Genomic DNA, 21,305 nt, shown 5'->3' with positions numbered 1-21,305 from the left:
AATTCACCTTTACATAGTATGCGTTTTAGCAACTAATATATCAAGCAAAATTGTTATAACCATTCTTTAGACCAGGTTTCTATTCCGCCAACTACATCTTTTAGGGCAAGACCTTTGTCTGTTAAGTTATATTCGACCCGCACTGGGACTTCTGAAAAGACAGTTCTTTCTACTATACCTTCTTTTTCAAGTTCTTTTAAACGCTCAGAAAGTAACCGCCCACTTATAGGTAGAGAAGATTCAATTTCATTAAATCGTTTCGCTCCATCTATTAGTTGGTAAACAATCAAAGCTGTCCATCTTTTCCCTATCAATTCCATTGCCTTCGATAATCGCGGGCATAATAATGATTCTTTCATCTGTTTCACCTCTATCATTTTCTATTATATTCTCCTCTAAGTAATTTGTAAAACAAAGTAATTTAATTACTTGACGTAACCATGGTATTATTTTAAAGTTAGTTACATAAAGTAACTTGTAGTTTAATAAACTTTTTAATGGGAACAGAATAATGTTGAATTTTTTATTTATCTCGAAATAAAACATCTTGATTTCAAAACAAGTTTGTTTTATAATAAGTTTATCAAAAAACATTCCAAGGAGGAAATTTATAATGACAAAATTTAATCTTGACGCTGCACACTCTAGTATCGACTTTTCTGTGAAACACATGATGGTTTCCAAAGTAAAAGGTTCTTTCACAAATTTCACAGCTGACCTAGAAGGTACTGCTGAAGATTTAACTGGTGCAACTATCAGCTTCGATATCGATGTAAAATCAATTAACACAAATAACGAAGATCGTGATAACCACTTACGTTCAGGTGACTTCTTTGATACAGAAAAATACCCAAGCATTAAATTCGTTGCTACAGACATTAAAAAAACGGATGATGGTGAATATGACGTAACTGGTGATATGACAATTAAAGGTGTAACAAAACCAGTGACTTTCGAAGTAGAATACGGCGGTAAAGGAACTAACCCATGGGGCCAAGAAGTAGTAGCATTTTCTGCGGATACAAAAATTAACCGTAAAGATTTTGACCTAGTATGGAACCAAGCACTTGAAACTGGTGGCGTTCTTGTTGGTGAAGACATCAAAATCACTGTGGAACTAGAGTTAAACCCAGCTCAATAATCTATATACATCTTAAGCTATCCTAAAAAACTAGGATAGCTTTTTTGTTTTTTATAAAACGGTATAAATATGAAAACACATACATTTCCAAATTAAAAAACTGACTATTCTGGAATATATTATATACTTTATACTACAGCGATTATGTGCTATTGTATTGAGTATTCTATATTGTCAGAAAGGAAAGTTTATTATGCCTCAAATGCTTGCTTTAGTTTTGGTTGTCGGAATTTTATTTATCGGAGATCTTGTCTCTAATAGAACGAAGGCATGGATTCCTTCCGTTTTCGTTTCCGCCGTTCTATTTATTATTGGTTATTGGACTTTCTTTCCAAAAGAGATTGTTTCCATTGCAGGGGTCCCTCCTGTAGTAGCAACAATGATGATTTATTTACTTATTACTAATATGGGTACTTTACTTTCCATTCAACAATTAAAGGAGCAGTGGAAAACGATCTTAATTTCACTAGCTGGAATATTAGGTATTATCGCTGTTCTATTTAGTATAGGAACTTTATTATTTGATCTTGAAACGGTTATTGTTGCAATCCCCCCTCTTGTTGGAGGATTGGTCTCCGCATTGATCATGTCCGAGGGAGCAGCAAATGCTGGATTAACAACATTATCTGTATTTGCAATTGTTATTTACGTTATGCAAGGCTTTGCTGGTTATCCACTTACATCTATCGCACTTAAGAAAGAAGGGAAATCACTTCTTGAAAAATTCCGTAAAGGAGAACTTACAATATCAGGACAAACCAACACTTCTTCAGATGAACCACAAGAAGAGCTGAAAATGTTCCGCAAAATGCCTGCAAAATATAACACAGATTACTTTAAGTTTTTCCGTTTAGCTTTGGTAGGTTTTCTTGCCTATCTTGTTTCAACTGTTTTAGAACCTATTGTATCCATTAGTCCGTATGTTCTTTGCTTATTATTCGGTATTATCGCATCGAGTATTGGTTTCTTAGAACGCCAAGTATTACAAAAAGCAAATGGTTTCGGCTTATGTATCATGGTTCTGATGCTTTTCGTTTTTGATGCTTTAAAGACAGCAACACCTTCGATGATTATGCAAATTCTTTATCCACTTATTGGAACAATTATCCTTGGAGTAATAGGTATGTATATTTTCTCTTTACTTATGGGAAAAGTTCTAAAAGTGAGCAAAAATATGGCTTTTGCCATTTCGTTAACTGCACTTTACGGATTTCCTGCTGATTACATCATTACAAACGAAGTAATTAATTCTTTAACCCAGGATGAAAAAGAACGAGAAGCTTTAACTGCACATATGCTGCCACCTATGCTAGTCGGAGGATTCATCAGTGTTACGATCGTTTCTGTTATTCTCGCAGGTATTTTCGTAGGATTCTTATAAGATTAGGAGAGATAATATGGCAAATCAAGCTAGAATAGAAGAACATATTAAGCTACTAAGTCAATTTACGGCTACTCCAGGCGCAGGAGTCACAAGGCTTACCTATTCTAAAGAAGATCAAGACGCTAGAAAATACATCATAGAGAAAATGACTGAATATGGGCTTATTGTTTCTGAAGACGGATTTGGTAACATTTTTGGAAAGCTCGAAGGAACTCAGCCAGATGCTCCATCTATTATTGTCGGTTCCCATTTTGACTCTGTCCCAAATGGAGGAGCTTATGATGGTGCTGCAGGAGTGGTGGTCGGCTTAGAGGTAGCCGCACTCTTTCAAGAAACCGGTTGTAAGCCAGCCTATCCTCTCGAAATTATTGCTCTTGTCGAAGAAGAAGGCTCCCGTTTTGGTGGAGGGTTAATGGGTTCGAGAGGAATGATGGGTTTATTGACTAACGAGGAGCTTAAAAGTCTTGCTGATAAAGATGGGATACTTGCAGAAGATGCGATGATGAGCATTGGGTTAGATCCTTCGAACGATAAAATTCGTGATCCAAAAACGATTAAAGCATTCTTAGAGCTTCATATCGAACAAGGTCCAATTTTAGAAGAAAATAATATTCCAATTGGTATTGTGGAAGCAATCGTTGGTTTAACTCAATTAGAAGTTACCATCCAAGGGCAAGCAGGACATGCTGGTACAACACCGATGGAACGACGATCAGATGCACTTGTCACTGCCGCAGAAATCATTGCAGCTTTCCCTCAGCTTGCCTTCGAGGAAGGAAACGGTACGGTTATTACAACCGGGCAGTTACATGTATTTCCTAATGGATCAAATGTCATCCCAAACAAAGTAATTTTTTCGGTAGATATACGTTCAGCTAAAGAAGAACATGTTCATAGCGCGATGCAAAAAGTAGAGCAATTAATTGCCTCCAAAAATGGTATGGGTATCCTTACTTCCACTGAACAATTGCTTTATATTGCACCGAAAGAAATGAATGAAACAATTCAATCCACTTTTAAAGAAGTGAGCGACAAATTAGACATTCCTTATTGCACAATTAATAGCGGTGCTGGTCACGATGCGATGGTTTTATCTGATTTCACTGCTTGTGGAATGGTGTTTGTTCCAAGTAAAGATGGTCTAAGTCATTGCCCAGAGGAATGGTCTGATTCAAGCCACCTGGCTGCAGGAGCTAATATTTTGTTCCAAACAGCTTTACAATTAACGGAGGGAAATAAATAATGATTAATTTAAAATTGAAAGACTCTATTACTAATTCTAAAGATGAATTAACTGCTCTACGCCGTAAATTACATAGTGAGCCAGAGTTATCTTTTGAAGAATTTAAAACGACAGCTTTCGTGTGTGAGTACTTAGATAAACTCGGAATTTCATATCGAAAAACTGAGCCTACAGGAGTTATTGCCGAAATTCAAGGAACTCCAGGCGGAAAAACCGTTGCTCTTCGCGGTGATATGGATGCACTCCCGGTTCAACAGCTTAATACCCATGTACCTTATGCTTCTAAAGTCGAAGGAAAAATGCATGCATGTGGACATGATGCGCACACCTCTATGCTACTAATCGCTGCAAAGGCTTTATCTCAAGTGAAAGATGAACTTCCTGGAAATGTACGCTTCCTATTCCAACCAGCTGAAGAAGCAGCTGCCGGGGCTAAAGCAATGGTTGACCAAGGCGCAATGGATGGAGTAGACAATGTTTTTGGTATTCATATTTGGTCTCAAATGCCAACAAACAAAGTTTCTTGTACACCAGGGCCTTCCTTTGCTGCTGCTGATATTTTTAAAGTGAAGTTTAAAGGACGCGGTGGGCATGGTGCTATACCAGAAGCTTGTATTGACGCGGCACTTGTTGCCTCATCGTTTGTCATGAATGTGCAAACCGTTGTTTCTCGAACAATTGATCCACAAAGTCCAGCGGTTCTCACGGTAGGAAAAATGGTAGTAGGAACAAGATTTAACGTAATTGCTGAAAATGCTGAAATTGAAGGAACTGTACGTACGTTTCATCCAGATACTCGTAATCATATCGAAAAAAGCATTACACAATACGCTGAGAGTGTAGCTTCTATATACGGTGCTTCTGCTGAAGTAGAGTATATCCGAGGTACAGATGCCGTAGACAACGACAAAGAAAGCGCGGAACTTGTTCAACAGGTAGCTACTGAAGCTTTCGGTTCAAAAGTTATTTATAATGAAAAACCTACAATGGGCGGCGAGGATTTTTCTGCATTCCTTACAAAGGCTCCTGGTAGCTTTGCACTTGTAGGAAGTGGTAATCCAGAAAAAGATACAGAATGGGCTCATCACCATGGGAACTTTGATATCGATGAAGATGCACTCGTCACCGGTGCAGAACTATACGCTCAGTATGCTTGGGCTTATTTAAAAAAGTAAGAAAATATAAAGCCCACATACTAACTCAACTAAATTTCGTTCATTTTCCACTACTCTGAAATATTTTAGAGTAGTTTTTTAAATTTTGAAACTATCTTTTGAGATTTTCGTATATACTAAAGAAAATGGAAATGGAGTGATAATAATGGAAGATATTATTGGACTTGGAATTGGACTTATAGCAGTGGTGATGATTTTCTCGATACCACTTTCCGCAATATGGTCAACTCATTTACGCAAATCACAAAACATACGTGCACAAATTGTAAAAGACGAAATAGAGTTAGAGAAGCTCAAATATGATAATTTTTTACTTGAAACGGAAAGAATGCGAATAGATTTACAGCAAAAACAAGCAAGTCTACTCGAAACTTCGGCGGATCCTTTAATCATAGAGTTACAAAAGCGTGCTCAAACCGAGTCAAAAGTTATATCTTCATAAAAATCGTGTCGAGATTATTTCGCACGTTTTTTTAATTGTTTTATGAAATGGAGCATACAATGCAAACATCTACAAAGGAATTTTTTCAACTTCTTAAAAGCCTTAAATGGCCAGTCAAAATAACAATTGTAGCCATAGTCTTATCCCTCGTAAGCACCATCATCGGGTTAATTGTACCTCTTGTGACAAAGGATCTAGTTGATACACTAACTACTACCTCCTTCAATTGGAAAATGATTGTCGGATTACTTGTTGTCTTTTTACTACAGGCTATTTCGGTTGGTTTCTCGTTTTATATGTTGTCCTATATAGGAGAATTTATCGTTGCGGATCTTCGTAAAAAGTTATGGAGCAAAGTACTTCATCTACCTGTCCCCTACTATGATCAAAATGAGAGTGGCGAAACGATGAGTCGTATTACGCAAGATACGTCTACTTTAAAGTCACTTATTACCGATCATTTGGTTAATTTTATAACGGGGATAATTACAATCATTGGCTCTATCATTATTTTGTTTTTTATTGATTGGAAAATGACGTTGATTATGCTTATTAGTGTTCCACTTAGCCTTGTCATTATGATGCCACTTGGCTCTATGATGCATAAGGTTTCCAAAGCTACTCAAAAAGAGATGGCATCCTTTTCTGGCCTTCTCGGTCGAGTTCTCTCTGAAATTCGGCTAGTAAAATCCTATCGTGCCGAGAAAACAGAAACTACGAATGGAAATAATGCCATTCAAAATTTATATCAATTTGGTTTAAAGGAAGCAAAAATACAAGCATTCATCGCTCCATTTATGACACTCATCATGATGGGAATATTAGTCGTTATTCTAGGCTATGGTGGAGTGCAAGTGTCTAAAGGAAGTTTGTCTGCCGGGGATTTAGTAGCCATCATCTTTTATTTAGTACAAATAATTGTTCCTTTTGCTCAAATGGCAACATTTTTCACTTCTTTCCAAAAAGCTGTCGGTGCTACCGATCGAATTCAAGAGATATTCCTAATGAAAAGTGAAGCAGTAGAACAAGAGGCAAAACAACCGTTACAGGATGGTGTAGTGGCATTTGAGGACGTACACTTTTCATATGGATTAGATAAAAAAGTGATTAATGGTATTTCATTTGAAGCACGGCCCGGAACTGTAACTGCTTTTGTCGGTCCAAGTGGCGGCGGGAAAACTACTATATTTTCATTGATAGAAAGATTTTACGAGCCTGGTTCAGGGACAATTTTGTTCAACCAGACACCTATTACCGATTTATCTTTGAATGCTTGGCGCTCTAAAATTGGTTATGTATCACAGGAAAGCCCGTTGATGAGCGGTACTATACTCTCAAACATAACGTACGGAATGACTAAAGTTCCTTCAATGGATAAAATAATGGATGCATCGGAAGCAGCAAATGCCTCCCTCTTTATCGAGGAGCTCCCGGACAAATACGAGACACTTGTAGGAGAACGAGGCATGAAACTTTCAGGTGGGCAACGCCAACGAATTGCGATTGCTCGAGCACTTCTGCATGACCCTAAAATTCTATTACTAGACGAGGCAACCTCTAACCTAGATAGCGGCTCCGAAACCTTTGTACAAGAAGCTTTAGAACGTCTCATGGAAGGTAGAACTACTCTAATTATTGCGCACAGATTAGCAACCATCATGCATGCAGACCAAATATTCTTCCTAGAGCAAGGAAAAATTACTGGATCAGGTACTCATGAAGAGCTAATCACTAAACATGATCTATACAGGGAATTCACTCATGGACAAGGTTTATCGTAAAATGAAAATACAATGAATTCTATATTGGATTTTTTTCACCATAGTTCCTTTGCTTTGGAGTAGAAAACCTCTAACGCTGTTTTAAATTCTTCCATCTTTTTAGCAGTTGCATCGTGATTTAGATTATGTTCGTCTACGTTATATGGTAGAGTTGTTAATAGAAACCAACACATGATGGAAAAAAGAAGCAAGAAAAAAAGAAGTTTGCGAATCGAGATACTTAAATTTTTTCTCAAAAATTCACCACCCATTTACATTTATAATTTTAGTATTAACTAAAAACCCAAATAATTCCACAACAACTATTTGGGAAAGTTGATATGAAAATAGGGCGTTATTTGGGTGTTTTTTATTCGCACTTTCCTGTTCTCTAATTCTTCTGATTTCCAAATAATATTATGTTATTATTTATATTGTATTGGTTTTCTTTTTTCTTACTAGGTCCTATTGAGGAGGTGCTTGTGTATGGAAATAGGACAATTGATTAAATTAGAACGCCAAAGACAGAATATGAAGCAAGAATACTTAGCTTCTGGTATTTGTGTTCCTTCATACTTAAGTCGAATAGAAAATGGGTTAGTAATACCGAGTGAAGATATTCAAAAGCATATTCTTATGCGCTTGAACATTCCCTTCGACTCTTTAAAGAGTGAAATTGACCAAGAGAAATCAATTCAATTTAAAACTAAATTTAAAACAGTCATCAACTCTAGAAATAAACAAAAAGCAGAAGTTCTACAACTAGATATCCATAACTATATTGAGAGTCATCCTTTCGAACCCAATAGATTGACACTTCTATTAATAGAAACTAGATTAATGCTTATGCTACCAGATCAAACGATTAACATTAGAAACAATCTAGCTATATTAGCTGAGTTTAAAAAGGAAATGGATTCCGAACAGTTATTTTATCTATATACGATTCAAGGAATAGTAGCTTATCAAAATAATCAGTTCAGTCAAGCTTCCGAGTTTTTCTCTCAAATTTTTACACTAATAAAAAACTATCGTATGGAAGACTGGGAAATGGCCGAACTTTATTACATATCGAGCTTGTCACTTCTGTCAGAATCACGTTATATAATGGCTATCGATTATGTAAAATCTGCTCTTTCCTATTTTAATCAAGAATTATTAATAGAACGTTCTATCGAATGTTTAATTATTTTAGGTATTGCTCAGATTGATACTGGGGTATTAAAAGAATCGATTGCTACATTTGAAAAAGCGAAAGAAATCAGCTTAAAAATCGATTCTTCTAAATACAACGGAAAGATTGAACATAACTTAGGAGCAAGTTATTCTATTCTTGGAAATCAAAAACAAGCACTTCATCATTTTCAAAATAGTTTAAATATAAAAACCAATCCAAATGATAAATTAGTGACCATTGTTTCAATATTAAAGGAATATCACAAAATAAATGATGTTCAAAATGCAATAGTTTGGTTAGAAAAGGGATTAGAGTTACTAGATCAGTTGACTGAGGAATATAAATCTTTCTATAAAAGTCATTTAAGTATATACAGAGCACTTTTATTAGAGAAAGATAATATTATTCCAATCTTTAAAGAAGCCCTAGCCTATTTTGAGGATATACAAGACTACAAATATTGTTTTATTTATTGCCAAGTGCTGGCAAAAAGATTAGCTGATAAAAAACAATACAAACAATCAACAATTTATTATCAGTTAGGTTTTAACTATAATTTAAAACTATCACATGTAACTAATTGGGAGGAACTAACTTGAAAAAATTTATTATCGGTACACTTTGTTTAATAGGTTTATTAATTACATTTAATGTAGGTTGGCCAGAACTTTCAATACAAGATAAACCTGATATTACTTCTATTAATAAACTTGCAATACAAGACAAACCTGATATCACTTCTACTAATAAATTTGCGATACAAGACAAACCTGATATCACTTCTATTAATAAATTTGCAATACAAGACAAGCCAGAAATCACTTCTATTAATAAATTTGCAATACAAGATAAGCCAGAAATCACTTCTATTAATTTTTACATCTAATAAAAAAGGGCCCAAGAAATCAACTCTTGGACCCTTTCTAATTTCCATAGTTACGTTCTAGACAAACTTCTTCATCCAGAATTATATGATGACTATATACTTCTCCAAACTCTAAACATTCTTCTATATTATCTACAAGTTCAAATACATCAAGAATCATTAATAACTTTATAGTGGTGGTTTCCCCAAATGCATTGGCATATGTCACGTCTTTAAAGTGTTGCTTCACTAATCCATCTACGTCCTCTAATTTATCCGCTCGGACAATATTGATCGTTTCTTCAAATGTTTTATTGGGCATCGATTCTGGTGAGGAGATATGTTCAAATAAAAGTTTTACAGAGTAAATGTTTGACAATAGAATCACCTCTTCTTTTAATTCTATTATTCTTTAATTTGAGCCAGAATGCCACAACTTTCATGTGGGAAAGTCACCTTCAAAAATGGTGTTTAAGTACCGGTTTACGTTACTACTTTCATGCACAATTTTACCTATTCAACTGACTTTCATAGAGTTCGTTATAAAAGCCTTTCTTTTGAAGTAACGCTTCATGGGTGCCATATTCTATGAGCTCCCCTTCATGGATAACGAGAATTTGGTCAGCATTTTCAATGGTTTTTAATCGGTGTGCGATAACAAAGCTAGTTCTCCCTTCCGATAAACGACTTAGTCCTTGCTGAATCGCAATTTCTGTACGTGTATCAATGCTAGAAGTTGCTTCATCTAGAATTAGAATATCCGAATCTGCTAGAATTGCACGAGCGATAGATAACAATTGACGTTGCCCCTGGCTTAAGCTTGAACCACCCGAAGTGATTTCCGTTTTATATTGGTCAGGTAAATGTTTGATAAATCCATGTGCAGAGGCCAACTTAGCCGCATTTACGACTTCTTCATCAGTTGCTTCTAATCGACCATACCGAATATTTTCCATGATTGTGCCAGAAAATAGAAAAGTGTCCTGTAATACGATGCCAATTTTTTCACGAAGTGAACTAATTTTATAATCTTGAATTTTACGACCATCAATTTTAATTTCACCTGAATTTATATCATAAAATCGCATTAACAGGTTGATAACAGTTGTTTTCCCTGAACCCGTTGGACCTACCAAAGCAATTTTCTCTCCTGCCCTCGCCCGAAAACTAATTTCCTTTAAAATTGGCTTTCCGTCCTCATAGGAAAAGTTCACATTCGAAAACTCGACCTCGCCTCTAAAGGAATTTACTTCAATAGCATCATTTTTGTCCGTTAGATCAGGTGCCTCATCCATAATTTCAAAAACTCTTTCTGCTCCTGCTATTGCAGACTGGAAAGTGTTTAATAGACTTGATAATTGATTGATAGGTCGAAAAAATTGACGAGAATATGTAACGAAAGCAGCAATTATCCCAACAGTTGCCATCTCTTGGACTGTCATCAATGCTCCGATTCCAATGATTAACGCTAGCCCTAAGTTGTTTATAAAGTTATTAATTGGGCCGAGAAAGCCAGATACAGTATCCGCTGCTGTTGCAGACTGACGTAATCTTTCATTTACCAGTGCAAACTTTGTGAATGTTTTCTCCTCTTGTCCAAAGATGGTAATTACTTCATTTCCCGAAATAGCTTCTTCAACAAACCCGTTTAATTCACCCAAGTCTCGTTGTCTTCTAATGAAATTACTACCACTATACGTAATTATTTTTTTCGTCGTAATAATGATTAAAGGAATAATTGTTAGAGACACTAAGGCAAGCATCCAATTGAGCATAAACATGGCAATGGCAACACCCGACACCATTAATATCGATGAAAATATTTGTATAACGCTTTGGCTCAGTGCATTGTTTAAGCTTTCAATATCATTTGTCACTCGGCTCATTAAGTCACCATGTGTCCGTTTATCAAAAAAACGTAAAGACAGTGTTTGAAATTTCTCAAATAAATGTTGACGTAAAATTCGAATTGTCTTAAGAGACAATCGAACCATTAAGAATGTTTGTAGCCAAGTGAAGATAGATGCAGCAATATAAATCAATGCTAATAATAATAAAACACGAAGAGTCCCTTCCATATCCTTAGGAATGATATAGTCATCTATGATGACTCCAATAAAATATGGAACGAGTAAATTCAAGATAGTTGAGATAATAACAAATATAATAGAAGCAATCATCGCAATCTTTTGCTTCTCCATATAGTTCCATATACGCTTAATGGTTCCCTTTTTATCCTTTGCTTTTTCTACTGGCCCTCTAAACCCTCTTGGACCACGTGCTCGGCCAATCGCGTCGTTTAAAGAAGTTTTATTCATAGGAAAGAACCTCCTTCCCATTTTGTGTTTCATAAATTCCTCTATAGACGTCGCTACTTGCTAACAATTCTTCATGTGTCCCACTCGCTACAATCGCTCCTTCATCAATCACCAGAATTTGATTTGCGTTGATAATGGAAGATACTTTCGAAGAAATGATGAACACAGTCGTATTGGAAAGATTTTGGTTTAATGCGTGTTGAACAGACGCTTCCGATAAAGCATCTATTGCGGATGTAGAATCATCTAATATCAATATTTTAGGCTTCCGAATGAAAGCACGTGTCATTGAAAGACGTTGCTTTTGTCCTCCTGATAAATTAGTCGCTCCTTGCATGAGCTCATAAGTAAACTGACCATCGAGTTTTTCAATAAACTCAGTAGCAGCTGCAGACCGTGCTGCTTCCTTCATCTCTTCTAGATTTGCTTCCTCTTTACCAAAGCGAAGATTTTCCTCAATTGTTCCAGAAAATAATGTTGCCTTTTGCTGCACAAAACCTATAGATTCTCTCAGTTTTCTAAGAGGATATTCTCTGATATTTATTCCATCAATCAAAATCTCCCCAGAATCTGGATCATACAACCGTGGTATCAGTTTGACAAGTGTTGTTTTTCCGCTGCCAGTAGAGCCAATAATACCAATTGTCTCCCCTGCCTTCGCTTGAAAGGAAATGTTTTTTAATACATACTCTCCGTTTTTACTATAACTAAAATTAACATGTCGGAACTCCACTTTTCCTTCCATTTCTAATAGCGAAGCAGGATTTACAGGCTCCCTAATATCTATTTCTGTATCAAGTACTTGTTGAATTCTATTTGATGAAGTAAAAGATTTCGTAATTTGCATCAAAACATGACTACTCGTCATTAGTCCGTTCATTATAATATTCAAGTAGTTAATAAAAGCTAGAATGACACCGACTTGGAGCGTACCTTCATTTACTTTAATGGCACCCATCCACATACCGAAAACGACACCGATATTTACTACAAAAAGCATAATAGGCATGAGTGTTAAAATTACTTGCTCAGCAGCCATGTTTCGCTTAGTTAATGTATCATTTACCTGTTTAAACGTGTTTGTTTCAAAATCTGATCGGCCAAATGCTTTAATTACCCTAATACCGGCGAAATTTTCTTGTAACTTCGTATTTACGGTGTCCATTGCTCTCTGTACTTTTGCAAATAATTGACCAGATTTTGAGGAAAACCAATAAATTAAAACCATTAATATTGGTATCGCAACTAACAGCACTGGAAACAGTTCCCGAGCAGTAAACCATACAATAACGACTGCTCCGATGAACAGTAAAGGTCCACGAACAAAGATTCTTAACGTCATCATTAATGCTTGTTGAACTGCTGCCACATCATTCGTAACAATAGTTATTAATTTACCGGCACCAAATGAATCCATATTTTCACTTGAAAACTGCTCCGTTTTTTTGAATACATCTCGGCGAATATCGGTAGCAAAATTTACAGATGCTTTAGCACTGTAAACCGTACTACCCACTCCACCCATTAATCCTATAAATGCTGTAAACAGCATAAAGAATCCAAGTTTCATGACATATGCGTTATCATTATTTGCAATTCCAACGTCAATAATATGTTGCATAATGGTAGGTTGTAATAAATCCATAGCTACTTCAATACACATTAAAAGTGGTCCAAGAATCGCAAACAGTGTATATGGCTTCACATATGGAAGTAATTTCTTTAGGGATTTCATTCATTTTCTCTCCTTAACTATATCCCAATTTTAATAAAGATATCGCAGGAGAACAATCGTTTGTTTTAATAGAATTAAAAAAGCCTAGAGATTTTTCTCTAAGCTCGGTTATTCAATATTTTCTATTTTCTCTAACGGCTCGAATGCGGGACCTTCAATCACGTCACCCTTAAATGTGTATCGTGACCCGTGACATGGACAGTCCCATGAAGTCTCTGCATTATTGAATACGACATCACAACCCATATGTGTGCATACTGGTTTAACTAAATATATCTCACCAGTGACATCCTTAAATGCTCCAACCTTTTTACCGTCTAGTTTTACGATGTCTCCAGTACCAAGTTGTAAATCTTTAAACAAGACATCTATTTTTTCAGTCTTTCCTTTTACTAATTCTTTTGCAACGGCTGCATTATACTTGGCAAAACTAGCTATATCTTCTTTTTTCATTTTGGAACGGATTGGATTGTAAAGTTCCGCGTATCGATTTTCTTTTTCCATGACATTGTCCGCCATTATTTGGGCAGCTACCGTACTATTCGTCATACCCCATTTTGCGTAACCAGTTGCAACCAATACATCAGGAAGACCTGACGTCATGATTCCTACATACGGCACTTGATCTAGGGTCACTAAATCCTGAGCAGACCAGCGATTCGTAAACTGCTTTATATTAAATTTCTCTCTACCAAATGCAGCTAGTGCATCATAATTATCCATCATATCACCTTCATATCTACCGGTTACATGACCTTCTCCACCTAGTATTAAATATCTTTTTCCATCTTTACCTAGCGCTGTACGTACGGATCTTGTTGGCTTTTCTACATTAATATAAATGCCTTTTGGATAATTAGATTCAGCTGGCGCAGCCAACGCATAAGATCTTTCTGGGGACATTCTTGAAAAATATAGACCATTTCCATCATTAAATGGGAAGTGGCTACAAACTAATATTTTCTTTGCACGTATTTTATGACCATTCATCATCTCTACTATATTTTTTGATATAGTTTTTGCTCGCGATTTTTCAAAAAACTGCACACCATTCTCAATTGCTTTATTCATTAATCCAGTGGCATACTTTAACGGATGGAATTGTCCTTGATTTTCTAACTTCAATGACTCCATTACATCATAAGGAAGACCGGTATTTGTTGTAAGAGTTGCCCCCTCAATACCTAGCTTATTATAGGCGTCCATTTCTTTCCTTACTGTTTGTACTCCTTCTTTAGTATCAGCATATATATAAGCATCTACCTTTTCAAAATCACATTTAATTCCCAATTCTTTGGCTGTTTCCTCTATAAAGTTTTTAGCCTCTGTATTGGCATCATAATATAGTCTCGCTTTTTCTTCACCGAATATGGAAGTTAGCTTTTGGTAAATAGGCCCATGCTGAGCTGTCACCTTTGCAGTAGTGAAACCAGTTGTACCTTTTAATATTCTGCTTCCTTCCAAAACCATTACACTTTTTCCGCTCTTGCTAAGTAAATACGCAGCAGTAATCCCTGTAAGACCTGCTCCCACAATTAAAATATCGGTTTCTACATTTTCTCTTATTTCAGGAAACATTGGAAAGTCTTCTGTGGCACGCCAATAAGATTGTGATTCAGTTGGTAGTATTTGATCGTTCATTGGATTTCCTCCTTTTCTTCTAGTGTCTATCTATAAACGAAACTTTATTCAATTATTTACGTATAAGAAAAAAACAGTTTTTTTATTAGGGGGTTTAAAATGGATAACTTAGGCTTTTTCTTTGGGGGTATACCCATATTCATCGGTCTAATTTTCATTTTGGTATTTGGACTTATTATTTTCACTATCATAAAAAGCATATCCCAGTGGAATAAAAACAATAATTCTCCAAAGCTTTCTGTGCCAACTCAGGTAGTAGCAAAACGTTCCGATACACGCGGTGGTTCTGGAAATAGTTCTGCTTCTACTTCGTATTACGTAACATTTCAAGTAGAAAGTGGGGATCGAATGGAGCTTCACGTTAGCGGGCAAGAATACGGTATGCTCGCTGAAGACGATTTAGGTGTTCTTACTTTTCAAGGCACTAGATTTTTAAGTTTTGAGAGAAGAAGTTAAGGAAAAACGTGCAAGCGCATCTGCTGCACGTTTTTTTATCTTATCCCCTCAATTTTACATAGATTGTTATACCCTATTTCATTAAAAAACTAACGCAAAATAAAAAACCAGCAGAATTTCTCCTACTGATTTTTTGTATATTATTTAGCTTGTAATCCTTCTTCTTCCGCAACTTTATTCAATGCACCAACAAACGTTTCAAGTGGTTGTGCACCAGAAATTGCATACTTATCATTTAAAACAAAAAATGGAACCCCGCGCACGCCAATTTGTCCAGCTTTAGCGATATCAAGACGAACCTCTGTCAAATACTTATTGGAATTCAACACTTCTTCCGCTTCATCTCTAGGTAATCCAAGAGAATCAATTAAATCAAGGAGAACCTCGTGTTTGCCAATCTCTTTACCTTCAATAAAATAAGAGTGCAGTAACAATTCATTGGCTTCTGCAGCCTTCCCTTGTTCGGTTGCCCACTTCACCAGACGGTGTGCATCTAACGTGTTTGCCGGCTTCATAATGTCAAAATTGTAATCGAGACCAACTGTTTTTGCTTGCTCCGCTACTTGTGCAGTCATTCCTTTAGCTGCTTCCACAGTAGATCCATACTTTTCAGCAAGCACTTCATACATGCTTTGGTCCGATATTTTAGGAGAATTCGGATCCAACTCAAAGCTCTTAAATTCAACCTCTGCTTGACTTGCATACCCAGCCTGCTCTAGAGCTTCTTCCAAACGTCTTTTTCCTATATAACAAAAAGGACAAACAAAATCTGACCATACTTCAATTTTCATTATTCTCACCTCCATTACATTGTAAAGACTTCTTAAGTATTCAACAATTTTAATGCTCTCTAAAAATTTGAGATCTTAGATTCTCGGGGATACCTGGGGATTTCTGAGATACTCCATGATTTTCTGAGATACACAGGAGATTTACTGAGATTCCCCGGGATTTCTGAGATACCTCCAGATTTTCTGAGATACCCCTAGAATTTTCTGAGATCCACTCGAGATTTTCTGAGATACCTCCAGGATTTTCTGAGATCCACCGAGATTTTCTGAGATCCACCGAGATTTTCTGAGATCCACCGAGATTTCTGAGATACTCCGAGATTTTCTGAGATCCACTCGGGATTTTCTGAGATTCACTCGAGATTTTCTGAGATGCATTACGTTTCCAAATAAAAAAGCTATCTCTTCATCCAAGAGATAGCCATTTTCTACAATTATAATGCTAGCGCTTCAGTCAAGGCTGGTACTACTTGTTTTTTACGAGATACTACGCCTTTCAGTAATGCAATATTGTTATCATCGAATTTTACATTAAAGGCAGCTTCTGCTTTTAACGCCAACTTACCAAGTGCTAGTGCTACGGAATCATTGTTTAGAATATCCGTTACTACAAAGAAAAATAGATCTAATTCTTTTTCTTGAATTTCAAGATTAATTAAGTCTTCCAGCTCTGCTCTACGATTCATTACGTCATTTACGTCTACAGCATTTACTTGTGCAATGACTACTTTGTACTCACCCATAACGAATTCTTTTGCGTCTAATGAAAGAAGGTCCTCCAGGCTCTTATCACTTAAATCAGCACCTGCTTTCAACATAGCTAGTCCATACTCTTCCGCGTTTACACGAGCAATTGCTTCTAGTTCACGAGCAGCGGCAATGTCTTCTTCCGTGCATGTTGGTGATTTAAATAATAAAGAATCTGAAACGATTGCAGAAAGCATTAATCCAGCAATGTTTGCTGGGATTTCTACACCTTTTTCTTTAAAAATTTTATTTAATATAGTTGCAGTACATCCTACTGGTTCTGCACGATAGTATAATGGATCTGCTGTTTCAAAGTTTGCAATACGGTGATGGTCGATAACTTCCGTTACCTGCACATTTTCAATACCATCTGCACTTTGTTGTTTTTCATTGTGATCCACTAAAATCACTTTCTTCGCTTCACTCGAAACATCCCCAATAATTCGAGGTGCTTCAAATCCGAATTTTTCAAGAGCAAACTTTGTTTCATTGTTCACTTCACCTAAAGCAACCGCCTCAGCTTCTACCCCAATGGCATTTTTTAAATATGCATATACGATTGCTGATGTGATTGTGTCTGTATCAGGGTTTTTATGACCAAAAACTAATACTTTTTCCATGAATAATCCTCCTAAAAATCAATTCCGAACTTATTTTATCATATATCCTGTTGCTCTTTAAAAAGTAAATTTGCTAACAAATGTTTTTGAAGTAAAAAATCTGCCAATGTATATTCGTCCAGCACTTTAAAATAAGCTTGCAAAGCCCTATTTAATGCACCTTTTAGTCCACAAACCGGCGTAATTACGCAGGAGTTCGAATGACAATCGAAGCATTCAACGAGATGGAAATCATCTTCTGTATTCCTTACAACTTGTCCTATATTGATATTTTCCGGCTCCATTGCCAACCGAATTCCACCACCTCGGCCACGGATTGTTTCTATATAACCAAGTTTCCCTAATTCATAAGTCACCTTCATCAAGTGATTCTTTGATATTCCATAAGCAGTGGATATTTCTTGTATTGTAGAAAGTTCATCTCTATTTTTGGTTCCCAAGTATATTAACACACGAAGTGAGAAATCTGTATACATAGTCAATCTCATTTTTCCACCGCCATTCTACTAATCATTATAAACGACTATGTCTGAATCGTGAAAGAAATGTGTCTGAAATATTACATCTACTTTAAAGATGTATTTTAAATATTGCTTTAAAAAATGGCTAGGAGTACTCTGTATTTGTAAATAAAATAAAAGGACGTGTAAATTATGTTATCTCAAAAAACAATTGATATCGTAAAATCAACAGCACCTGTATTAGAAGTTCATGGAGTTGCAATAACCACAGCTTTTTATAAAAATATGTTTAACGCACACCCAGAGCTTTTAAATATTTTCAATCATGCTAACCAAGCAAAAGGTCGTCAACAAACCGCGCTAGCTAACACTGTATACGCAGCAGCAACCCATATTGATAATTTAGCGGCAATTATTCCAGTGGTGAAACAAATAGGACAAAAACACGTAAGTTTAGGCATTAAACCCGAACATTATCCAATTGTAGGTGAGCATCTACTTGGCGCAATCAAAGAAGTATTAGGAGATGCTGCTACTGACGATATCATTAATGCTTGGGCAGAAGCATATGGAGTTATCGCAGATGCTTTTATAGGCATCGAAGAAGAAATGTATGTAGCAGCAGAGTCAAAAGATGGCGGTTGGAGATTCTTTAAAGACTTCGTTATTGCAGATAAAGTAAAAGAAAGTGAAAACATTACTTCATTTTATTTAAAACCAGCAGATGGATCTACGGTTCCTTCTTATGAGCCTGGACAATTCATTACGATTCGTGTGATCATTCCAGGCGAAACGTATTTGATGAACAGACAGTATAGCTTATCTAAAGCAGCTGATTCAGAATCATTTCGTATTTCAGTGAAAAAAGAAGATGAAAATAATCCAGAAGGAAAAGTTTCTGTTCACCTCCACAATAATGTTAATATTGGAGATATAGTTGAACTTACTGCTCCAGCTGGTGAATTCGTTTTAGATCCAGAAAAAACAACTCCTGTAACATTCTTAAGCGGAGGAGTTGGTATCACACCAATGATGAGTATGTTCGAAACAGTAGCTAAGACTCAACCAAATCGACCAGTATCCTTCCTTTATAGTGCTCGGAATGAAAACTTACATCCATTCGACCAAGATATTCGTTCTTTAATGGAAACAATGGATGATGCAAAATATGTTACTCTATATTCTGATAGTGGGGATGGCTTCATAACGAAGGATGTATTAAAAGAACATGCACGTAAAGATGGAGATGTCTATGTTTGTGGCCCAGTTGGATTTATGGAAGCAATGATCAATCATTTACTAGAGTTAGGCTTTGTAAATGAACAAATTCACTATGAATTCTTTGGACCTGCTTTACAGCTAGATTTAGTACAAGCATAATATTCTTAAAAAGAAGTGTTACTTCGTTATGAAGTAACACTTCTTTTTATAGGAATAAATTGACGTTAAAATAAGCTTTTAGTAGTGCGCATGTCTTACAATTGATGCTATACTTAGCCTATAAATTATGAAATGAGTGAAATAATGCCTAAAATATTTGAAAGCAAATATATTCCCCTTTCCACTTTCTTTCAACAATCGACGAACAAAGAGATTAGATTAACATATGCAGAAATTGAAGCAATCATCGGACAAGTACTACCTAATGCAGCTTATTTAAGTAGTAGTTGGTGGAAAAAAACAAAGCCTCCTGCATTACATTATTTCGCTTGGACAGACCATGGTTACTCAGTAAAAAAAGTAGACCTAGGAAAATCTGTTTTATTTCATAGTACGGTTCTCGAAACCGATTCGATAATGGATGATGTAAATAACCACCAGGACATTCTGATCATACGAGAAGCAGAGTTAGATGATGCCCGTTCATTTATTCGTTTGCAAGAAACCATATTTTCGGAAACTGATTTTATGTTGTATGGAAAATCTGATATTCAAATGACAGTACAGAGTATCCGAAAAGAGATGACAGCATGGAAAAATATCGAAAACTCTAATTTACTTTTAGCTATTATGAACGGGCAGTTCGCTGGATATGTATTGTTTACGGGTGGACCAGCACCACGTGCTTTGCATAGAGCTTCTGTAGTAATCGGTGTGAAACAAGAATTCTCTAAAAAGGGAATTGCCTCTTCCTTAATGGTACATGGAGAAAAATGGGCTAAAGAAGTAGGAATATCCAAGCTTGAACTGTCTGTTATTAAAGAAAATATAGGTGCTCAAAAACTATATAAAAAGCTTGGTTTTGAAAAAGAAGGCGACCGTAAAAATGCACTTATCATTAATGGACATTTCGTAGATGAATATTATATGGGAAAACTTATCTAATTCATATAAAATACCGACCATTTCTGGTCGGTATTTCAGATTTCACGACAAAAGTATTTTAATAAACGCTTAGATCTTCCAAAAGAGTTTGCTCTATCCAATTAAAAGTATAGATAGTAGATATCTATAAGTAATTGTTTATAAGGCAAGGATAACCACGAAGACTCCTGTGGGAACAGCTTGAGCAGAAGACCCCGCAGTTAAGGGGAAGGCAATCTAAGTTCGCCACATCCTGCGGCAACGATTGCATGACCAACATCGTGTTGGCCTAGGAGGCTGAAGCCAAGCCCCGGAAAGCGAAGTGGTGGTCTTTGCCGAATTTAATATACAACTCTATGCACCCAAAATTGAGTTTGTCACTATCTGAAATACCGACCATTTCTGGTCGGTATTTTTTCTTGACTTTCGATATGACGCTATCTTTTGATTACAGCAGGTTCATCTCATTTTAGATACAAAGGGATTGTCCGTTTCCCAAAAACGATAAGGGTAATGCACAGCTTCCCCACTGTTTTCGATACCAATCCGAGGACCTGTTGATATGAACGACACCTCACTACCTTCTGCAATAAATAAAGGCTTTTCCGTCCAATGTTTACCGTAATATTCCATAGTGATTCCCATAGCTTTCGTTAATTTCCCGGGGCCATTTGTCCACTGCTTCATTGGTAGATTGTTACGAAATTCTTTCATTAGCTCTAATCCTTCTACAGGTTCAACAGCTCGAATTAATATTGCATTGGGGATGCCCTCTATACCTGCTACAACATTAATCAGTGTATGTGTATGCATTTGATACGTGTATATAAGCCCTGGCCCACCAAACATTACTTCTGTTCGTTTTGTTCTTCTGTTTCCAAAGCTGTGCGCTGCACGATCTTCAGGTCCCATATAGGCTTCCGTCTCAACTATTTTACCTACAATTAGCCCTCTTCCATGCTCATGAACTATATTCTTTCCTATTAAGTTTCTAGCTAGCTCTAATGTTGGTTGATGAAAAAATGATGCGTCTATTGGTTTCACT

21 protein-coding genes are annotated in these 21,305 nt (G+C 36.2%); 11 read left to right on the top strand and 10 right to left on the bottom strand.

Going from position 1 to position 21,305, the window contains the following annotated elements:
* Window positions 1–53: 53 nt before the first annotated feature.
* Window positions 54–359 (bottom strand): winged helix-turn-helix transcriptional regulator, encoded by a 306-nt coding sequence (locus AM499_RS18785; RefSeq protein WP_053592289.1) that lies wholly within the window; start codon window positions 357–359, stop codon window positions 54–56.
* Between the two features lie 254 nt (window positions 360–613).
* Between AM499_RS18785 and AM499_RS18780 the strand changes: the two genes are divergently transcribed.
* The 6 genes from AM499_RS18780 (at window position 614) to AM499_RS18755 (ending at window position 7,166) form a co-directional block, all read left to right on the top strand.
* Complete coding sequence (locus AM499_RS18780) at window positions 614–1,141, top strand: YceI family protein (RefSeq protein ID WP_053591632.1); 528 nt, start codon at window positions 614–616, stop codon at window positions 1,139–1,141.
* A 193-nt stretch (window positions 1,142–1,334) separates the two neighbouring features.
* On the top strand, window positions 1,335–2,522 hold the full coding sequence (locus tag AM499_RS18775) for a hypothetical protein (RefSeq protein WP_053591631.1): 1,188 nt from the start codon (window positions 1,335–1,337) through the stop codon (window positions 2,520–2,522).
* Between the two features lie 16 nt (window positions 2,523–2,538).
* Entirely contained in the window at window positions 2,539–3,768 is a 1,230-nt protein-coding gene (locus AM499_RS18770) for a Zn-dependent hydrolase (RefSeq protein ID WP_053591630.1), read from the top strand.
* Window positions 3,768–4,943, top strand: coding sequence for a M20 metallopeptidase family protein (locus AM499_RS18765; RefSeq protein WP_053591629.1), 1,176 nt, complete (start codon window positions 3,768–3,770; stop codon window positions 4,941–4,943). The genes AM499_RS18770 and AM499_RS18765 overlap by 1 nt, the downstream gene beginning before the upstream one ends.
* A 145-nt stretch (window positions 4,944–5,088) precedes the next feature.
* Entirely contained in the window at window positions 5,089–5,385 is a 297-nt protein-coding gene (locus AM499_RS18760; RefSeq protein WP_053591628.1) for a hypothetical protein, read from the top strand.
* Window positions 5,386–5,444: 59 nt separating this feature from the next.
* Window positions 5,445–7,166: an ABC transporter ATP-binding protein gene (locus AM499_RS18755; RefSeq protein ID WP_231687492.1), complete on the top strand. Its 1,722-nt coding sequence runs from the start codon at window positions 5,445–5,447 to the stop codon at window positions 7,164–7,166.
* A gap of 35 nt (window positions 7,167–7,201) precedes the next feature.
* Here the strand turns inward: AM499_RS18755 and AM499_RS18750 are convergent, their stop codons facing one another.
* Window positions 7,202–7,402 carry a hypothetical protein gene (locus tag AM499_RS18750; protein ID WP_053591626.1) on the bottom strand — a complete coding sequence of 67 codons (201 nt, stop codon included), beginning with the start codon at window positions 7,400–7,402 and terminating at the stop codon, window positions 7,202–7,204.
* Between the two features lie 229 nt (window positions 7,403–7,631).
* Between AM499_RS18750 and AM499_RS18745 the strand changes: the two genes are divergently transcribed.
* Together AM499_RS18745 and AM499_RS18740 are read left to right on the top strand one after the other, a co-directional pair.
* Window positions 7,632–8,921 carry a helix-turn-helix transcriptional regulator gene (locus tag AM499_RS18745; RefSeq protein ID WP_053591625.1) on the top strand — a complete coding sequence of 430 codons (1,290 nt, stop codon included), beginning with the start codon at window positions 7,632–7,634 and terminating at the stop codon, window positions 8,919–8,921.
* Complete coding sequence (locus AM499_RS18740) at window positions 8,918–9,208, top strand: hypothetical protein (RefSeq protein ID WP_053591624.1); 291 nt, start codon at window positions 8,918–8,920, stop codon at window positions 9,206–9,208. The genes AM499_RS18745 and AM499_RS18740 overlap by 4 nt, the downstream gene beginning before the upstream one ends.
* 37 nt (window positions 9,209–9,245) lie before the next feature.
* Here AM499_RS18740 and AM499_RS18735 read toward each other — a convergent pair whose 3' ends face one another.
* The 4 genes from AM499_RS18735 to AM499_RS18720 form a co-directional block, all read right to left on the bottom strand.
* On the bottom strand, window positions 9,246–9,575 hold the full coding sequence (locus AM499_RS18735) for a DUF4288 domain-containing protein (protein WP_231687491.1): 330 nt from the start codon (window positions 9,573–9,575) through the stop codon (window positions 9,246–9,248).
* A 121-nt stretch (window positions 9,576–9,696) separates the two neighbouring features.
* Window positions 9,697–11,505, bottom strand: coding sequence for an ABC transporter ATP-binding protein (locus AM499_RS18730; protein WP_082355310.1), 1,809 nt, complete (start codon window positions 11,503–11,505; stop codon window positions 9,697–9,699).
* Entirely contained in the window at window positions 11,498–13,240 is a 1,743-nt protein-coding gene (locus AM499_RS18725; RefSeq protein WP_053591623.1) for an ABC transporter ATP-binding protein, read from the bottom strand. Before AM499_RS18725 ends, AM499_RS18730 begins: the two co-directional genes overlap by 8 nt.
* A 108-nt stretch (window positions 13,241–13,348) precedes the next feature.
* On the bottom strand, window positions 13,349–14,881 hold the full coding sequence (locus AM499_RS18720) for an FAD-dependent oxidoreductase (RefSeq protein WP_053591622.1): 1,533 nt from the start codon (window positions 14,879–14,881) through the stop codon (window positions 13,349–13,351).
* A gap of 99 nt (window positions 14,882–14,980) precedes the next feature.
* Here AM499_RS18720 and AM499_RS18715 point away from each other — a divergent pair, with 99 nt between their 5' ends.
* Window positions 14,981–15,337, top strand: coding sequence for a DUF2500 domain-containing protein (locus tag AM499_RS18715; RefSeq protein WP_053591621.1), 357 nt, complete (start codon window positions 14,981–14,983; stop codon window positions 15,335–15,337).
* 140 nt (window positions 15,338–15,477) lie between these two features.
* Here the strand turns inward: AM499_RS18715 and AM499_RS18710 are convergent, their stop codons facing one another.
* From AM499_RS18710 to AM499_RS18700, 3 genes are all read right to left on the bottom strand, one after another.
* Entirely contained in the window at window positions 15,478–16,128 is a 651-nt protein-coding gene (locus AM499_RS18710; RefSeq protein WP_053591620.1) for a DsbA family oxidoreductase, read from the bottom strand.
* 434 nt (window positions 16,129–16,562) lie between these two features.
* Window positions 16,563–17,495 carry a manganese-dependent inorganic pyrophosphatase gene (locus AM499_RS18705; protein ID WP_053591619.1) on the bottom strand — a complete coding sequence of 311 codons (933 nt, stop codon included), beginning with the start codon at window positions 17,493–17,495 and terminating at the stop codon, window positions 16,563–16,565.
* Window positions 17,496–17,533: 38 nt separating this feature from the next.
* On the bottom strand, window positions 17,534–17,983 hold the full coding sequence (locus AM499_RS18700; protein ID WP_053591618.1) for an Rrf2 family transcriptional regulator: 450 nt from the start codon (window positions 17,981–17,983) through the stop codon (window positions 17,534–17,536).
* Between the two features lie 165 nt (window positions 17,984–18,148).
* Between AM499_RS18700 and hmpA the strand changes: the two genes are divergently transcribed.
* Window positions 18,149–19,336, top strand: coding sequence for an NO-inducible flavohemoprotein (gene hmpA / locus AM499_RS18695; RefSeq protein WP_053591617.1), 1,188 nt, complete (start codon window positions 18,149–18,151; stop codon window positions 19,334–19,336).
* A gap of 144 nt (window positions 19,337–19,480) precedes the next feature.
* Window positions 19,481–20,281, top strand: a complete 801-nt coding sequence (locus AM499_RS18690; protein ID WP_053591616.1) for a GNAT family N-acetyltransferase — start codon at window positions 19,481–19,483, stop codon at window positions 20,279–20,281.
* Window positions 20,282–20,719: 438 nt separating this feature from the next.
* Here the strand turns inward: AM499_RS18690 and AM499_RS18685 are convergent, their stop codons facing one another.
* Window positions 20,720–21,304: a DNA-3-methyladenine glycosylase gene (locus tag AM499_RS18685; RefSeq protein ID WP_053591615.1), complete on the bottom strand. Its 585-nt coding sequence runs from the start codon at window positions 21,302–21,304 to the stop codon at window positions 20,720–20,722.
* Window position 21,305: the final 1 nt, after the last annotated feature.

This window comes from Bacillus sp. FJAT-22090 (assembly GCF_001278755.1).
GTDB lineage: Bacteria > Bacillota > Bacilli > Bacillales_A > Planococcaceae > Psychrobacillus.
Note: the sequence above shows the minus strand (reverse complement) of the source record. Positions and strands in the feature narration are given on the sequence as shown.

Bases quoted from the DNA above. Each gene is read 5' to 3' on its own strand.
- AM499_RS18785 (WP_053592289.1), bottom strand. From the start codon at position 359: ATGAAAGAATCATTATTATGCCCGCGATTATCGAAGGCAATGGAATTG.
- AM499_RS18780 (WP_053591632.1), top strand. From the start codon at position 614: ATGACAAAATTTAATCTTGACGCTGCACACTCTAGTATCGACTTTTCT.
- AM499_RS18775 (WP_053591631.1), top strand. From the start codon at position 1,335: ATGCCTCAAATGCTTGCTTTAGTTTTGGTTGTCGGAATTTTATTTATC.
- AM499_RS18770 (WP_053591630.1), top strand. From the start codon at position 2,539: ATGGCAAATCAAGCTAGAATAGAAGAACATATTAAGCTACTAAGTCAA.
- AM499_RS18765 (WP_053591629.1), top strand. From the start codon at position 3,768: ATGATTAATTTAAAATTGAAAGACTCTATTACTAATTCTAAAGATGAA.
- AM499_RS18760 (WP_053591628.1), top strand. From the start codon at position 5,089: ATGGAAGATATTATTGGACTTGGAATTGGACTTATAGCAGTGGTGATG.
- AM499_RS18755 (WP_231687492.1), top strand. From the start codon at position 5,445: ATGCAAACATCTACAAAGGAATTTTTTCAACTTCTTAAAAGCCTTAAA.
- AM499_RS18745 (WP_053591625.1), top strand. From the start codon at position 7,632: ATGGAAATAGGACAATTGATTAAATTAGAACGCCAAAGACAGAATATG.
- AM499_RS18730 (WP_082355310.1), bottom strand. From the start codon at position 11,505: ATGAATAAAACTTCTTTAAACGACGCGATTGGCCGAGCACGTGGTCCA.
- AM499_RS18725 (WP_053591623.1), bottom strand. From the start codon at position 13,240: ATGAAATCCCTAAAGAAATTACTTCCATATGTGAAGCCATATACACTG.
- AM499_RS18720 (WP_053591622.1), bottom strand. From the start codon at position 14,881: ATGAACGATCAAATACTACCAACTGAATCACAATCTTATTGGCGTGCC.
- AM499_RS18715 (WP_053591621.1), top strand. From the start codon at position 14,981: ATGGATAACTTAGGCTTTTTCTTTGGGGGTATACCCATATTCATCGGT.
- AM499_RS18710 (WP_053591620.1), bottom strand. From the start codon at position 16,128: ATGAAAATTGAAGTATGGTCAGATTTTGTTTGTCCTTTTTGTTATATA.
- AM499_RS18705 (WP_053591619.1), bottom strand. From the start codon at position 17,495: ATGGAAAAAGTATTAGTTTTTGGTCATAAAAACCCTGATACAGACACA.
- AM499_RS18700 (WP_053591618.1), bottom strand. From the start codon at position 17,983: ATGAGATTGACTATGTATACAGATTTCTCACTTCGTGTGTTAATATAC.
- hmpA (WP_053591617.1), top strand. From the start codon at position 18,149: ATGTTATCTCAAAAAACAATTGATATCGTAAAATCAACAGCACCTGTA.
- AM499_RS18690 (WP_053591616.1), top strand. From the start codon at position 19,481: ATGCCTAAAATATTTGAAAGCAAATATATTCCCCTTTCCACTTTCTTT.